The following is a 14,503-nucleotide window of genomic DNA, read 5'->3' on the forward strand; positions in this document are numbered from 1 at the left end:
CTCAACCGGCCAGCGCGAAGGCCTCCGCGGCAGCGACCTGTTCGTCGTCGGGGGTGACGCCGGTGTAGAGGACGAATTGCTCCAGCGCCTGCAATTTGGCGATCGCGGCGCCGGTCACCACCGTCTTGCCCGCAGCGCGCGCGGCACGCAGCAGCGGGGTTTCGACGGGTTTGGCGACCACATCGACGACGACCGAGGCCGCCGCGATCTGATCGGGAGTGAAGGCGAGCGCGTCGGCGTCCGCGCCGGTCATCCCCAGCGGGGTGACGTTGACCAGCATCGCCGCCTCCAACCCCGCCGGATCGGCGACATGTGCCAGGCCGAGGCGATCGGCCAGCGCCGCGCCCTTCGCCCGGTTGCGCGCCGCGATCGTGCCGTTGGTGAAGCGCGCATCGACCAGCGCGGTCGCCACCGCCTTCGCCATGCCGCCGCTGCCGCGCAGCAGGAACGGCGCGGTGCGATCCGCATCGAGCGCCTCCGTCAGCGTGCGCACGGCGGTGTAATCGGTATTGTAGCCCAGCAGAACGCCGTCTTCGTTGACGATCGTATTGACGCTGTCGATCGCCGCGGCGGACGGATCGAGGCCGTCGAGCAGCGGGATCACGTCTTCCTTGAACGGCATCGACACCGCGCAGCCGCGGATGCCCAGTGCGCGGATGCCGGTGATCGCGCCGGGCAGGTCGGTGGTCGTGAACGCCTTGTACACGTAATCCAGCCCCAGCGCGGCGTAGAGATGGTTGTGGAAGCGCGAGCCGAAGGTGCCGGGGCGCGCGGCGAGCGACATGCACAGGCGGGTGGCGGGGCCGATCGGGGGTTTCATGCGCATCGTCCTTTCGATGTGCCGCGCCGGCGTCAACCCAGCGGCAGCGTCGGCTGAACCGCTTCACCATCCGCGACGATCCCCGACAGCGTCAGCCCCAGCAGCCGGATACCTCCCATCACCGGCAGCAGCGGGGCGAGCAGCGCGCGCCCAATGTCGAGGAACTGCGCCTGGTCCACGACCGGGGCGGCGAGCGAGCGGGCGCGGGTAATCGTCTGGAAATCGGCGCGGCGCAGCTTCAGCGTGACGGTGCGGCCGCGCGTCGCGTGCCGGTCGATCCGCACCCAGGCCGCCTCCGCGACGCGCGCCAGCCCGGCGTCGATCGCGGCCGGATCGGTGAGGTTGGTGTCGAAGGTGCGTTCCGCCCCCACCGACTTGCTGGCGCGATCGGCGCGCACCGGGCGGTCGTCAACGCCGCGTGCGGCACGGTGGAGATATTCGGCGTAGCTGCCGAAATGCGCGCGCAGGAAGTCGATCGGCCGGTCGCGCAGGTCCGCGCCCGTCTCGATCCCCAGCCGCGCCATCTTCGCCGCGGTGACCGGGCCGACGCCGTGGAAGCGCTTGACCGGCAGCATCGCGACAAACGCCGCGCCCTTTGCCGGGGGGATGACGCACAGGCCGTCGGGCTTGTTCTGGTCCGACGCCAGCTTGGCGATGAACTTGTTGTAGCTGACCCCGGCGGACGCGGTGAGCTGCGTTTCCGCCTTGATCCGCGCGCGGATGTCCTGCGCGATCGCCTTTGCCGAACCCAGCCCGCGGCGGTCGTGGGTGACGTCCAGATACGCCTCGTCCAGCGACAGCGGCTCGATCGCGTCGGTGTAGTCGGCGAAGATCGCGTGGATCTGCCGGCTGACCGCGCGATACACCTCAAACCGCGGCGGGACGAACACCAGGTCCGGGCAGCGCCGCGCCGCGGTGACGGAGGGCATCGCGCTGCGCACCCCGAAGGCGCGCGCCTCGTAACTGGCCGCCGCCACGACGCCGCGTGCGCGCGACCCGCCGACCGCCACCGGGCGGCCGCGCAGCTCGGGCGCGTCGCGCTGTTCGACCGACGCATAGAAAGCGTCCATGTCGACATGGATGATCTTGCGGACGGTATCGGGTGCTGGGTCGGACACGGGGGTTGCCGGCGGCGGTGACTTTCGGGAGCGGTCCCGTTATATCGGCGCGATGACCGACGACTTCCAGCGACCCGTGCTCACGCCCCCCGATGGGCAGAAGAAAGTGCTGCTCCATTCGTGCTGCGCGCCGTGTTCGGGCGAGGTGATGGAGGCGATGACCGCCAGCGGGATCGATTATACGATCTTCTTCTACAACCCGAATATCCACCCCAAGGAGGAATATCTGCTCCGCAAGGAGGAGAATATCCGCTTCGCCGAGAAACATGACGTGCCGTTCGTCGACGCCGATTACGACACGACCAACTGGTTCAAGCGCGCCAAGGGCATGGAGTGGGAACCGGAACGCGGCGCGCGCTGCACGATGTGCTTCGACATGCGGTTCGAGCGGACCGCGCTGTACGCGCATGAAAACGGCTTTCCGGTCATCACCTCGTCGCTGGGGATCTCGCGCTGGAAGAACATGACGCAGATCAACGATTGCGGGGAACGCGCCGCGGCGCATTATCCGGGCATCGCCTATTGGACGTTCAACTGGCGCAAGGGCGGCGGCGCGGCGCGGATGATCGACATTTCCAAGCGCGAGCATTTCTACCAGCAGGAATATTGCGGCTGCGTCTATTCGCTGCGCGATACCAATGCGCATCGCGTGTCGCAGGGACGCGAGGAAATCCGCATCGGCGAGCTGTATTACGGGGACGCGCAATAGGGTGGACGCCCCGCCCGAACAGCTGACGCTGGACCTCGACGGGTGGGAAGGGCCGCTCGACCTGCTGCTGTCGCTGGCGCGCGCGCAGAAGGTCGACCTGCGCGAGATTTCGATCCTGGCGCTGGTCGAGCAATATCTGCGCTATGTCGAGCGCGCGCGGGTGCTCCAGCTGGAACTGGCCGCCGATTATCTGGTGATGGCGGCGTGGCTGGCGTATCTCAAGTCCGCGCTGCTGCTGCCGCGCGATCCGCAGGTCGAGCCGGACCCCGAGGAACTGGCGATGCGGCTGCACCTGCGGCTGGAGCGGCTCGACGCGATGCGCGAGGCGGGTGCGCGGTTGATGGCGCGCGACCGGCTGGGCCGCGACGTGTTCCTGCGCGGCGCGCCGGAGGGGCTGTGGACGGTGCGCACCGGCCCATATGAGGCGAACCTCTATGACCTGATCGCCGCCTATGGCCGGATCAGCGCGCGGTCGCGCCCGGTGATGCACGTGGTGCAGGACCGCGAGGTGATGACGCTGGAGGCGGCGATCGCGCGCGTGTCCGCGCTGGTCGGCAGCGCGATCGACTGGCGCGCGATCGAGACGTTCCTGCCCGAGGTGGCGAGCGCCGGGCTGCGCCGGTCGGCGCTGGCGTCCAGCTTCCTGGCGGCGCTGGAACTGGCGCGGCAGGGGCGGGTCGAATTGTGGCAGGAGGACGCGTTCGCGCCGCTGTACCTCAGGGCGCCGGCGGCATGACCGACCCGCAGACGCTGCGCGCGGTGGAGGCGGTGCTGTTCGCCGCCGCCGAACCGCTGACCCCCGATTCGATCCGCGCCTATGTCGGCGAACTGGACGTGCGCGGCGCGCTGGCGGCGCTGGTCGGCCATTACGAGGGGCGCGGCATCCGGCTGGTCGAGCGTGGCGGGCGCTGGCATTTCGAGACCGCGCCGGACCTGGCGCACCTGCTGCGCCGCGACCGCGAGGAAGTGCGCCGGCTGAGCCGCGCCGGGATCGAGACGCTGGCGATCATCGCCTATCACGAGCCGGTGACGCGCGCGGAGATCGAGGCGATCCGCGGGGTGCAGACCGCCAAGGGGACGCTGGACGTGCTGATGGAAGCGGGGTGGATTCGCCCGGCCGGCCGCCGCGAGGTGCCCGGCCGCCCGCTGATGTTTGCGACCACCCCCGAATTTCTGTCACATTTCGCGCTCAAGAGCCGACGCGACCTGCCGGGAATCGAGGATCTGCGTGCCGCAGGGCTTCTCGACCCCGTCGATCTGGCGTTCGAGCAACTCGCGGTGGAAAAGACCGACGAGGACGACTAGATACGCTGCACCTCAGGAGTTTTCGTGTCATGGGCAGCTTCAGCCTTCCGCATATCCTCATCCTCGCGATCGTCGCGATCCTCCTGCTGGGCGGCGGTCGCTTTTCCAGCATGATGGGCGACGTCGCCAAGGGCGTGAAGAACTTCAAGAAGGGCATGTCGGAGGAGGATTCCGACGACGACCTCGTCCGTCGGCCCAAGCCGCGCATCGAGGCGCAGTCGGCCGCCGAACCGGCGTTTGACCGCGACGCGGACCGCACGCGCGAGGAACATCGCTGATCCCTGCCTGATCCACTGGCGCGCGCTGAATGTTCGATATCGCCCCGTCCGAATTCCTGCTGGTCGCGTTCGTCGCGCTGGTGGTGATCGGCCCGAAGGACCTGCCCAAGGCGATGCGCGTCCTGGGCTATTGGGTGGGCCGTGCGCGCGCGGTGGGACGGCAGTTCCGCTCGGGCTTCGACGAAATGGTGCGCGAGGCCGAACTGGAGGAAATGGAAAAGAAGTGGAAGGCGGAGAACGAGCGGATCATGCGCGAGCATCCGTTCATTCCGTCCCCGCCGCCCGCTTCCGCCGCTGACGCGCCCGCCGCGTTGGTCGACCACCGCGACGGACCCGACACCACGGGCGACCTGCCGGCGCCGGTGATGGTCGAAAAGCCGCAGGTGGTCGGGGCGGGCACCGTGCCCGACGCGCCGCCGGCCCCCGACGCGCCCGCGCATCCGCCGGCCGCGCCCGCCCCCGACAGGACCGTATCGTGAGCGTGGCCACCGACGAACTGGACGAAAGCCGCGCCCCGCTGCTCGATCATCTGCTCGAGCTGCGCCGCCGGCTGCTGTATTGCATCCTGGCGATCGGCCTGGCTTTCGGCGTTTGCTGGTTCTTCGCGGAGAATATCTTCGCCTTCCTCGCGCAGCCGCTGATCCAGGCGGGGCAGAAGAAGCTGATCTATACCCAGCTGTTCGAGGCGTTCTTCGTCCAGATCAAGGTCGCGTTCTTCTCCGCGATGATGATCTCTTTCCCGGTGATCGCCAACCAGCTGTGGCAGTTCGTCGCGCCGGGGCTGTATCGCAAGGAAAAGCGCGCGCTGCTGCCGTTCCTGCTGGCGACGCCGGTCTTGTTCCTGACCGGTGCGGCGATGGCCTATTACGTCGCCATCCCGATGGCGCTGCATTTTCTGCTGAGCTTTTCGGGCACCGTTGGCGGGGTGGAGCAGGAAGCGCTGCCGGCGATCGGCAATTACCTGTCGTTCGTGATGCAGTTCCTGTTCGGGTTCGGCGCGGCGTTCCTGCTGCCGGTACTGCTGATGCTGCTGGAGCGCGCGGGAATCGTCACCCGCAAGCAGCTGATCGGCGCGCGCCGCTATGCGATCGTCGGCGCCTTCGCGATCGCGGCGGTGCTGACCCCGCCCGACGTCGGGTCGCAGCTGCTGCTCGCGATCCCGCTGACGATCCTGTACGAAATGGCGATCATCGGCATCTGGTTCACCGAACGCCGCCGCGCCCGCGAAACCGAAACCGCGTCCCCCGAAAGCTGATACGAAAACGGCCCGCGAAACGCGGGCCGTCCACAGTCATCGCAGATGTGCGACGGATCAGTTCTTCACGTCGTTCGCGGTCTTCGTCACCGCCTGACCGGCGGACGACACGTCCTTGCCCGCGCCCGCAACGGTATTGCACGCGGATACCAGCACCGCACCGGCCAGCGCCGCCATCGTCACGATCTTACGCATCGAAACCTACTCCTTCGCCAATAGCGCGAAGGTAATCCCCGGCCGCGCGAAACGTTCCGCGGCTGCAATCACTTGCTGATGTGAGGATCGGGGAAAAAGATAAGGCCCGGAAGCGTCACCGGGGGGGGGGAGGTGGACGCTTCCGGGCCTATGTCGTGGATAGCGAGAGCGGGGGGGCATAAGGTCGCTATCCGAGGTGGAAAACGTCGCGGGACGACGCAGGTTCCGCCCGAGCCACGATTTTTTACGTCGGATCGCAGCGGCTTTCGCGCGCGCCGGCGCGCTCACTCGCGGCCGGTCACCGCGACCGTGATTTCATAGGCGCCGGCCAGCGGATCGTGCTGGAGCTGCGCGCGCAGCTGGCGCGACAGCCCCTCGATCACGCGGCCGTAGCGATCGCGAAGCTCGCCGCGCAGGTGATCGGTGTCGATCAGCGCGCGCGACGACAGTCTGAGGATCGCCTTCGCCGGATCGGCCGCCGGCTTGAGCGAGAGGCGCAGCTGCATCTCGGGCGCGCAGGTCATCGCCAGTTCGACCAGTTCGGTCACCAGGAACGACACCGCGACCGCCACGTCCTGCGTCACATAGAAGGGATCGACGTCCAGCACGATGCTGATGCGGCTGCCCTCCGGCGCGGTGGCGCGGATCGACGAGGCGAGTTCGCCCAGCACCGAGCGCAGCCCGACGCCGCGATTCTCCTCCATCTCGGCATAATGATAGCGGTGCACGACCGCGAGCGCGTCGACCCGCCGCTGGATCGAGGCATAGGCACGCGTCGCCTCCGGGTTCTTCGCGCCGCGGGCGTGGAAATTGATGAGGCTGGAGATGACCTGGAGGTTGTTCTTGACGCGGTGGTGGACCTCGCGCGTCAGCTTGGTCTGCCGCACCAAGCCCTCCGCCAGCCCGGCTTCGTGGATCGCGACCGTGCGGCTGAGGGCGCGGAAGGTGTCGCCCAGTTCGCGAATCTCCTGCGCGGGCAGCGCGCTGAGCATCGCCGGATCGGGCTGATCGCCGGGGGAGTAAGCGGCGATCGAGCCGCGAAGCGCGCGGAGCGGCGCGATCAGCAGGCGATCGACCACGAACCAGCTGATCGCCGCCGCCGCCGCCCACATCAGCACCGGCAGCGCCATCGCGATCAGCAGCGGCGAGCCGATCGGCGCGCTGCGCACCTGCATTTCCAGCACCAGCCCGCCGATGCCCAGATCGTTGCGGATGCTTTCGCGCCGTTCCAGCGCGGTCTGGCGTTCGAGTCTGACCAGATCGAGCCGCGCATCGTCGAGCGTCAGTGCCGCGCCATAATCGGGGGCGAAGCCGCTCGGCTGGCTGATCTGCGCCAGGAAGTTGGCGGGGAAATAGGCGGCGGCGGTCAGCCCGTTGTCGCGCCCCGCCAGCCGCAGCATCAGCCCGCGATTGTCGACGATCCGCGCGCTGACGACGGAAGAGCTGTTCTGCCGCGCGAAGGCGGCGGCACCGGGGAACGGCTCGCCGCAGACCGGTCGGCCGCGGCGGTCGAGGATGACGAAGCCGGTGCCCTCCGCCGATTGCTGCGCGAACACGCCCTGCGCGCGCGCGCAGCTGGGCGCGTCACCCGAATCGGCGCGCAGCGCATCGACCGCGACACGCAGCGCGGTCATGTCGCCGACCAGCTCGATCGCGATCGCGCGGGTCGATTCGGCGGCGGCGACCCGCAGGTGCGAGCGCAATTCGGTATCGGCGATCTGGGTGACGCGCAGCGTCGCGAACGTGGCGATCAGCGCCAGCGGCAGCAGCGCGATGCTGAGGATCAGGAACAGCTTCGCGCCGGTCGGCCAGCGGGCGAACATGTCGCCGCGCGTGGTCACCGGTCTTTCCTGTTCGGGCATGGATGGGGCGACGGCCATCGGCCGTCAGTCGAGCTTACCGAGCAGCGAAAGCAGGTCGTCCGGCACCGCTTCCTCCACCGTCTTCTGATAGACGGAGCGAAGCGCCGATCCCATGTCCCTGTTCTTCGATTGCGCGGCAGTGCCTTTTTTGGGCTTCTCCTGCGCCTTGTTCTCCGACGTCAACGCTTACCCCCCAAAGCGACACTGCGGCCAGATGGCGGGCAGGTCGAGCGGAACAGATGGTACCTCTTTCCTGTAACGCAGATGCGTACTCGCCGATGAAACCAAACAGCTACTCGTTAGTTCCCACCGCGTGCGACGAAAATCGCCGACCGGGGGGTTGAATATGCCGCGGCCGCGTTCTGGTCCACATTCTGTATGATGTCGCAGCGGCGCCGCGTAGCGCGTCCGCTGCCTGGGAGGGCTTACTGCACATGTCGCTCGGACAACAACTCGCGCCGCATCTTCCGTTCCTGCGCCGGTACGGCCGCGCGCTGACGGGCAGCCAGGCGCAGGGCGACCGGTACGTGCGCGCCACGCTGGAAGCGATCGTCGCGGCGCCGGGCGAATTCCCGCGCGACGTCGATCCGCGGCTGGGGCTGTACCGTACGTTCCAGGCGATCTGGAACTCGACCAATTTCGACGAGGTCGCGGCGGACGACGTCGCCGAGGAACAGGAAGCGGTGGCGCGCGCGCGGCTGTCGCGGATGACGCCGCTGTCGCGGCAGGCGCTGCTGCTGACCGCGATGGAAGGCTTCACGCCCGAGGATGCGGCCTATCTGATCGAGGTCGACGCCGCGGAGGTCGATGCGCTGGTCGCTGAGGCCCTGGCCGAGATCGAGAAGCAGACACGCGCGCGTGTGCTGGTGATCGAGGATGAGCCGATCATCGCGATGGACATCGAATCGATCGTCCGCGACCTGGGCCACGAAGTGACCGGCGTGGCGGTGACCCGCGACGAGGCCGTGGCGCTGGCGATGGAGGATCGCCCGGGGCTGGTGCTGGCCGATATCCAGCTGGCCGACGACAGTTCGGGCATCGACGCGGTCAAGGATATCCTGGCCGAGTTCAACGTGCCGGTGATCTTCATCACCGCCTTCCCCGAACGGCTGCTGACCGGCGAGCGGCCGGAGCCGACGTTCCTCATCACCAAGCCGTTCCAGCGCTCGACGGTGAAGGCGGCGATCAGCCAGGCGCTGTTCTTCGACGAAAGTACGGTTCCCGCCTGACCTTCGTTCAACCGATGCGACGGGTCCGTACGATCGATACGGACCCAAAACATTGCTCGCGGGTTATAGCCTCATGGCAGACGACAACGATCGCATCCGTATGGATGCCACCGACGCGCGGGCCGGGGCGACCCCGGGGATGACGCGCTATATCCTGGCCGCCTCGCTCGTGCTGGTGGTCGTGATCTTCGCCGCCATCCTATTGTCCTGACACGCGATGTTGACCCGCGGACTGGCCAAGCGGCCGGGCAGCCCCTATCTTGGGCCATCGGACGCCGTCGCCACTGACGGTGCGGCGCCAGAGCGACGGAGCGGCATGACTGAACATCCACCCGGCGTGGACGATGCGCCGGCCGACGCGCCGGTCGAGCACGTCTCGCTTTCCGATCCCGAGTTCAAGAAGCAGCTTGCGCTCGTCATACCGCACCTTCGCGCGTTCGGCCGGTCGCTGTCCGGCAATCGCGATCTCGCGGACGACCTAGTGCAGGAAACGCTGTTGAAGGCATGGGCCGCGCGCAAGCGGTTCCAGGCCGGCACCAACATGCGCGCCTGGACCTTCATCATCCTGCGCAACCTGTTCCTCAGCCAGATGCGTCGTGCGCGCTTCAAGGGCGAGTGGGACGATCTGGTCGCGGACCGCGTGCTGGCGGCGCCGGCCAGCCAGGACAAGCATGTCGAACTCGCGGACATGCAACGCGCGCTGCTGCACCTGCCGCAGCCGCAGCGCGAGGCGCTGATCCTGGTCGGCGCGGGTGGCTTCGCCTACGAGGAAGCGGCCGAGATCTGCGGCGTGGCGGTCGGCACGATCAAGAGCCGCGTCGCGCGCGGCCGGGTCGCGTTGGAGGCGCTGATGAGCGGCAGCGACCTGTCGTCGCGGCGCGAGCATGAGACGGACGGCACGCGCTCGACGCTCGATTCGATCATGCACGAAGTGGACGAATTGAGCCGGGAACGCTGACGCGCACCATGCGGGTAACGGATCGGGCGTTGATGGTCATGCCATCGGCGCCTTTTTCCTGTCCGGTCATTTCAGATAGGACAGCTTCGCCAGCAATTGCGCCATGTCGGTGGGAAGCTCGGTCGGGACGCCTGCGTCGCGGCCGAAGGCCTTGCGCAACGGACCCGACAGATCGTCGGTCGCACGCGGCTGTTCCACGGTGTACGATCCGCCGCGTGACGATCCGGACGAGGCATGATGCGTGACCATGGCGTTGTAACGTCGGTGAAAAGATTAGGTTTCGTGCAGTGACCCGGATCGAGGATGCGCGCGAGCGTGCCGATCGCTGGTCGCCGTTCCTGTCGGGGCTGATCGCGCGCGACCTGGGCACCGCGCAGGCGCTGGCGGACGACGCCGACATGCCGTTGATGCGGCGGTTGCGGCTGGAGCGGCGGCGGCTGGCGCTGGAGGTGGCGCTGGGCGACCTGTCGGGTGCGCTGGATTTGACGGCGGTGACCGCGCGGCTGTCCGATTTCGCCGACGGTGCGCTGGATCGCGCGATCGCGGCGGCCATCGCCGAGCGCACGCCGGGCGAGGTGCCGCGCGGGTTCGCGGCGATCGCGCTGGGCAAGCAGGGCAGCCACGAGCTGAATTACTCGTCGGATATCGACCCGATCCTGATCTACGATCCCGCCACGCTGCCGCATCGCCCGCGTGAGGATGTGGCGGACGCGGCGGTGCGGATCGCGCGGCGGGTGCTGGAACTGCTGCAGGGGCGCGATGCCGACGGCTATGTGCTGCGCGTCGACTTGCGGCTGCGCCCGTCGCCGGAAGTGACGCCGATCGCGATCCCCGTGGATGCGGCGATCTCCTATTACGAATCGCAGGCACTGGCATGGGAACGAGCGGCGTTCATCCGCGCGCGCGCCGCGGCGGGCGACATGGCGCTGGGCCGGCGCTTCCTGGACGCGATCCGCCCGTTCGTGTGGCGCCGCAGCCTGGATTTCGGCGCGGTGGGGGAGATACTGGATATCACCCGCCGTATCCGCGACCATCATGCGCAGGGGCAGGCGTTCGGTGCCGGCTTCGACCTGAAGCGGGGTCGCGGCGGCATCCGCGAGGTGGAGTTCTTCGCGCAGATCCACCAGCTGATCCACGGCGGGCGCGAACCGGCGCTGCGCACCTCCGCGACGCGCGATGCGCTGGCCGCGCTGGCGGCGGCCGGACGGATCGACGCGGGCGAGGCGGCGGCGCTGACCGAGGCCTATACGCTGCTGCGCACGATCGAACATCGCGTGCAGATGATCGACGACCGGCAGACCCACGCGCTGCCCGCCGCCGGCGAGCCGCTGGACCGGGTGGCGCGGCTGCACGGACTGGCGGACGGTGCGGCGCTGCTCGAGCTGCTGGCGCCGCATGTCGAGCGGGTGGCGGCGATCTTCGACCGGCTGGCGCCGCACGGGCCGCGCGCGTTGCCGCACGATGCCGACCGGCTCGCGGAGCGGCTGGCGGAGGCGGGATTCGCCGAGACCGAGGAGCCGGTGCGCCGGATCGCGGCATGGCGCGAGGCGCGCTATCCCGCGCTGCGCAGCCCGGCGGCGCAGGCGGCGCTGGAGGCGGTGCTGCCGGGGCTGGTCGATGCGCTGGCGCTGGCGCCGGTGCCGCCGCTGGCGCTCAACCGGCTCGACCGGTTGCTGGAACGCCTGCCCAGCGCGATCAACATCTTCCGCCTGCTGGAGGCGCGGCCGGCGCTGGGCGCGCTGCTCGCCGAGGTGCTGAGCCATGCGCCGACGCTGGCCGACGAACTGGCGCGGCGCCCCGACCTGCTGGACGGGTTGATCGACGCGAGCGCGCTGGCGCCGGTGGGGACGGTCGCGGACCTGGCCGCGGAGATGCGCGCGGCGGAGGCGGGGGCGGATTATCAGGCGCTGCTGGACCATGTGCGCCGCGTCGTCGGGGACAAGAGGTTCGCGCTGGGGGTGCAGATCGTCGCGGGCGCGGCCGATCCACTGGACGTGGCGGCCGGCTATGCCCGCGTGGCGCAGGCGGCGATCGAGACGCTGGCGGGCGCCGCGACCGAGGAGTTCGCGCGCGTTCACGGTCGCGTGCCGGGCGGCGAGCTGGTCATCCTGGCGCTGGGGCGGATGGGCGGCGCGGCGCTGACCCATGCGTCCGACCTCGATCTCATCTATCTGTTCACCGGCGATTTCACCGCCGAATCCGACGGCGCCAAGCCGCTGGGCGCGACGCTGTACTTCAGCCGGCTGGCGCAGCGGGTGACGGCGGCGCTGTCGGTGCCGACCGCCGCCGGGCCGCTCTATTCGGTCGACACGCGGTTGCGGCCGTCGGGCGCGCAGGGGCCGCTGGTCGTCACGCTCGACAGTTTCGCGCGCTACCAGCGCGAGGATGCGTGGACGTGGGAGCATATGGCGCTGACCCGCGCGCGCCCGGTGTTCGGATCGCCTGCGGCGCGGGATGCGCTCGATGCGATCGTCGCCGCGGTGCTGCGTGGCGCGCGGCCCGATCGCGACATCGCCGCCGATGCCCATGCGATGCGCGCGGAAATGGCGCGGCACAAGCCACCGCACGGGCCGCTGGATGCCAAGCTGCTGCCCGGTGGGCTGGTCGACCTGGAATTCGCGGTGCACGTCCCGCAGTTGACGCGGCGGACCGGGTTCGACCCGCATCTGGCGCGCGCGATCGATGCGTTGATCGGGGAGGACGCGATGCCCGCGACGATGCGCGCGGCGCACGACCTGCTGACGCGGTTGCTGGTGACGGTGCGGCTGGTCGCACCCGATGCGCAGGAACCCGCGGCGGCGGCGACGCGGGCGCTGATCGCGCGCGCGCTGACGCTGCCCGACTGGGATACGGTGCTTGCCACGCTGGCGCAGGTGCGCGAGAGCGTCGCCGCGCAATGGCAGGAGAGCGTGGAATGGACATCCTCCCCGACGTGACCGTCACCGATGCGGGCGGGCAGCCGCTGCGGCTGGCCGATCTGCCGCGCCCGCTGGTGGTGTATTTCTATCCCAAGGACGACACGCCGGGCTGCACGCGCGAGGCGCAGGATTTCTCCGCGCTGGCGGATCGCTTCGCGGCGGCGGGCGTGACCGTGATCGGCGTTTCGCGCGACACGGTGGACAAGCACGCGCGCTTCACCGCCAAGCACGGGCTGACCGTGGCGCTGGGCGCCGATCTGGACGGCAGCGTCACCGAGGCGTTCGGCGTGTGGGGCGAGAAGCAGCTGTACGGCAAGACCTATATGGGGATCGAGCGCGCGACCTTCCTGTTCGGCGACGACGGCCGGCTGGTGCGCGAATGGCGCAAGGTGAAGGTGCCCGGTCATGCCGAGGCGGTGTTGGCGGCGGCGACCGAACGCAGCTGAGTTGCGCGCCCTCGGCGATCGTTTGCGTCGGAAAGGCTGCGTTCAGCTTCGCGATTCAACGGCTCGCCGCGCGGCCACGGCGGTTGGCCGCGCGGCGGGCGTCATCCTATTGCCCCGTTAACCCTTTCCCGGCCAGACAGCGTCATCCGAAGAGCGGGGGACGTTCTTCCGGACACGGACGACAAAAGGGGAAGCCGGCGGGCAGTGGCTCCGACGGCATCATGATCTTCGCTGGGGTTCGATGACCGCTTCTTCTCGCCTGCCTGCTCGCCTGCTCGCCCGCCTGGGTGGCATGGCCGCCGTTGCCGCCACCGCGATCGCCATCCTGCCGGCGCAGGCCGAACCGACCGGCGCGGCGCCCGCCGCGGTCGGTGGGCCGCTGGTCGAAACCGGCAGCATCGAGGCGCGGCGCGACATGGCGGCGGACCAGCAGTTCCGGTCGCTGTTCATGAGCTGGAAGAAGCTGGACGGCGGGATGCAGCAGGGCGGCATCGCGATCCCCTCGGTCCAGCCGGTCCAGAAGCTCCAGTTCACCAGCAATTTCGGCATACGCACCGATCCGTTCCGCGGCACCGCGGCGATGCATTCCGGGGTCGATATTCCCGGTCCGGTCGGCACGCCGATCTACGCGACCGCCGATGGCGTCATCTCACACGCCGGGCGCCAGGGCGGTTACGGCAACATGATCGAGGTGAACCACGGCCGCGGCATCGCGACCCGTTATGGCCATCTGTCGAAGATCCTGGTCGCGGATAACACCCGCGTGACCCGCGGGCAGCTGATCGGCCTGATGGGTTCGACCGGCCGTTCGACCGGATCGCACCTCCATTACGAAGTGCGGATCGACGGCCATGCGGTGAACCCGGCGCCGTTCCTGACCACCGCCGACTATCTGCTGGCGGCGCAGGATCGCGCGGTCGGGCAGATCCCGGTGTCCACCACCGGCCCTGCGCCGCAGGACTGACGCTCTTACTCGGTTCTACGGGGAAGGGCCGGCGGCACCCTGACGGGTCCGTCGGCCCTTTCCGTTTGGCACGCGCGCGCCTATCTTTCGCGCATGGCCACGCTTGCTCCCGTTTCCGATATCGCCCTGACCCCCGCCGCCGCGGCGCGCGTCGCCGCCATCGCCGCGCGACAGAACAAGCCCGCGATCCTGCGCCTGTCGGTGGAGGGCGGGGGATGTTCGGGTTTCCAGTACAAGTTCGGTTTCGCGGACGCGCCGGAGGCGGCGGACGTCGTGGTCGAAACCGACGGGGTGCGGCTGGTGGTGGACGATATCAGTCTCGACCTGGTTCGCGGGGCGAGCGTCGACTACATCGAATCGCTGGGCGGCGCGTCGTTCAAGGTCGACAACCCCAATGCCGCCAGCGGGTGCGGATGCGGCACCAGCTTCTCGGTATGATTTGAGGC

At 69.1% G+C, this 14,503-nt stretch carries 19 protein-coding genes; 13 read left to right on the forward strand and 6 right to left on the reverse strand.

All coding sequences use genetic code 11. The annotated features are described in order from the left end of the window. Position 1: 1 nt before the first annotated feature. Both COA17_RS03370 and dinB read right to left on the reverse strand, forming a co-directional pair. Positions 2-826 (reverse strand): shikimate 5-dehydrogenase, encoded by an 825-nt coding sequence (locus tag COA17_RS03370; RefSeq protein ID WP_096610769.1) that lies wholly within the window; start codon positions 824-826, stop codon positions 2-4. A gap of 26 nt (positions 827-852) precedes the next feature. After that, on the reverse strand, positions 853-1,890 hold the full coding sequence (dinB, locus tag COA17_RS03375; protein ID WP_425442670.1) for a DNA polymerase IV: 1,038 nt from the start codon (positions 1,888-1,890) through the stop codon (positions 853-855). A 100-nt stretch (positions 1,891-1,990) separates the two neighbouring features. Here dinB and COA17_RS03380 point away from each other — a divergent pair, with 100 nt between their 5' ends. The 6 genes from COA17_RS03380 to tatC are packed head-to-tail and all read left to right on the forward strand — an operon-like array spanning position 1,991 to position 5,485. Then, the gene (locus COA17_RS03380; RefSeq protein WP_066491044.1) at positions 1,991-2,647 is read left to right on the forward strand and encodes an epoxyqueuosine reductase QueH; all 657 of its coding nucleotides are present in this window, start codon (positions 1,991-1,993) and stop codon (positions 2,645-2,647) included. Between the two features lies 1 nt (position 2,648). After that, entirely contained in the window at positions 2,649-3,383 is a 735-nt protein-coding gene (locus COA17_RS03385; protein ID WP_245857379.1) for a segregation and condensation protein A, read from the forward strand. Then, a complete protein-coding gene (scpB, locus tag COA17_RS03390) occupies positions 3,380-3,952 on the forward strand; it encodes an SMC-Scp complex subunit ScpB (RefSeq protein WP_066491040.1) in 573 nt (190 codons plus the stop codon). The genes COA17_RS03385 and scpB overlap by 4 nt, the downstream gene beginning before the upstream one ends. Positions 3,953-3,981: 29 nt before the next feature. Next, positions 3,982-4,230: a twin-arginine translocase TatA/TatE family subunit gene (locus COA17_RS03395; protein ID WP_066491038.1), complete on the forward strand. Its 249-nt coding sequence runs from the start codon at positions 3,982-3,984 to the stop codon at positions 4,228-4,230. Positions 4,231-4,259: 29 nt separating this feature from the next. Further along, positions 4,260-4,709, forward strand: a complete 450-nt coding sequence (tatB, locus tag COA17_RS19830) for a Sec-independent protein translocase protein TatB (protein ID WP_066491034.1) — start codon at positions 4,260-4,262, stop codon at positions 4,707-4,709. After that, a complete protein-coding gene (gene tatC, locus COA17_RS03405) occupies positions 4,706-5,485 on the forward strand; it encodes a twin-arginine translocase subunit TatC (RefSeq protein WP_066491032.1) in 780 nt (259 codons plus the stop codon). Before tatB ends, tatC begins: the two co-directional genes overlap by 4 nt. A gap of 57 nt (positions 5,486-5,542) precedes the next feature. On the opposite strand, the gene COA17_RS03410 is transcribed toward tatC, so the two are convergent. The 3 genes from COA17_RS03410 to COA17_RS19255 form a co-directional block, all read right to left on the reverse strand. After that, positions 5,543-5,680, reverse strand: coding sequence for an entericidin A/B family lipoprotein (locus COA17_RS03410; RefSeq protein ID WP_066491030.1), 138 nt, complete (start codon positions 5,678-5,680; stop codon positions 5,543-5,545). A gap of 284 nt (positions 5,681-5,964) precedes the next feature. Further along, positions 5,965-7,542: a sensor histidine kinase gene (locus COA17_RS03415; protein WP_176484813.1), complete on the reverse strand. Its 1,578-nt coding sequence runs from the start codon at positions 7,540-7,542 to the stop codon at positions 5,965-5,967. A 24-nt stretch (positions 7,543-7,566) separates the two neighbouring features. Next, entirely contained in the window at positions 7,567-7,725 is a 159-nt protein-coding gene (locus COA17_RS19255; protein WP_176484782.1) for a NepR family anti-sigma factor, read from the reverse strand. 251 nt (positions 7,726-7,976) lie between these two features. On the opposite strand from COA17_RS19255, the gene COA17_RS03420 reads away from it, so the two are divergent. The 3 genes from COA17_RS03420 (at position 7,977) to COA17_RS03425 (ending at position 9,729) form a co-directional block, all read left to right on the forward strand. Beyond that, positions 7,977-8,771 carry a response regulator gene (locus COA17_RS03420; protein ID WP_066491870.1) on the forward strand — a complete coding sequence of 265 codons (795 nt, stop codon included), beginning with the start codon at positions 7,977-7,979 and terminating at the stop codon, positions 8,769-8,771. Positions 8,772-8,844: 73 nt separating this feature from the next. Next, entirely contained in the window at positions 8,845-8,982 is a 138-nt protein-coding gene (locus COA17_RS19260; RefSeq protein WP_176484783.1) for a hypothetical protein, read from the forward strand. 105 nt (positions 8,983-9,087) lie between these two features. Further along, the gene (locus COA17_RS03425; protein ID WP_066491867.1) at positions 9,088-9,729 is read left to right on the forward strand and encodes a sigma-70 family RNA polymerase sigma factor; all 642 of its coding nucleotides are present in this window, start codon (positions 9,088-9,090) and stop codon (positions 9,727-9,729) included. A 66-nt stretch (positions 9,730-9,795) separates the two neighbouring features. Here the strand turns inward: COA17_RS03425 and COA17_RS20025 are convergent, their stop codons facing one another. Then, entirely contained in the window at positions 9,796-9,927 is a 132-nt protein-coding gene (locus COA17_RS20025; protein WP_273337096.1) for a hypothetical protein, read from the reverse strand. Positions 9,928-10,016: 89 nt separating this feature from the next. Between COA17_RS20025 and COA17_RS03435 the strand changes: the two genes are divergently transcribed. The 4 genes from COA17_RS03435 to erpA all read left to right on the forward strand — a co-directional run bounded on the left by COA17_RS03435 (position 10,017) and on the right by erpA (position 14,495). Further along, entirely contained in the window at positions 10,017-12,665 is a 2,649-nt protein-coding gene (locus COA17_RS03435; protein WP_096610159.1) for a bifunctional [glutamine synthetase] adenylyltransferase/[glutamine synthetase]-adenylyl-L-tyrosine phosphorylase, read from the forward strand. Continuing rightward, positions 12,644-13,093 (forward strand): peroxiredoxin, encoded by a 450-nt coding sequence (locus tag COA17_RS03440; RefSeq protein ID WP_066484338.1) that lies wholly within the window; start codon positions 12,644-12,646, stop codon positions 13,091-13,093. Before COA17_RS03435 ends, COA17_RS03440 begins: the two co-directional genes overlap by 22 nt. A 241-nt stretch (positions 13,094-13,334) precedes the next feature. Next, complete coding sequence (locus COA17_RS03445; protein ID WP_245857380.1) at positions 13,335-14,057, forward strand: M23 family metallopeptidase; 723 nt, start codon at positions 13,335-13,337, stop codon at positions 14,055-14,057. Between the two features lie 93 nt (positions 14,058-14,150). After that, entirely contained in the window at positions 14,151-14,495 is a 345-nt protein-coding gene (gene erpA / locus COA17_RS03450; protein WP_096610163.1) for an iron-sulfur cluster insertion protein ErpA, read from the forward strand. The last annotated feature ends 8 nt before the right edge of the window (positions 14,496-14,503 follow it).

Source organism: Sphingomonas ginsenosidimutans (assembly GCF_002374835.1).
GTDB lineage: Bacteria > Pseudomonadota > Alphaproteobacteria > Sphingomonadales > Sphingomonadaceae > Sphingomonas > Sphingomonas ginsenosidimutans.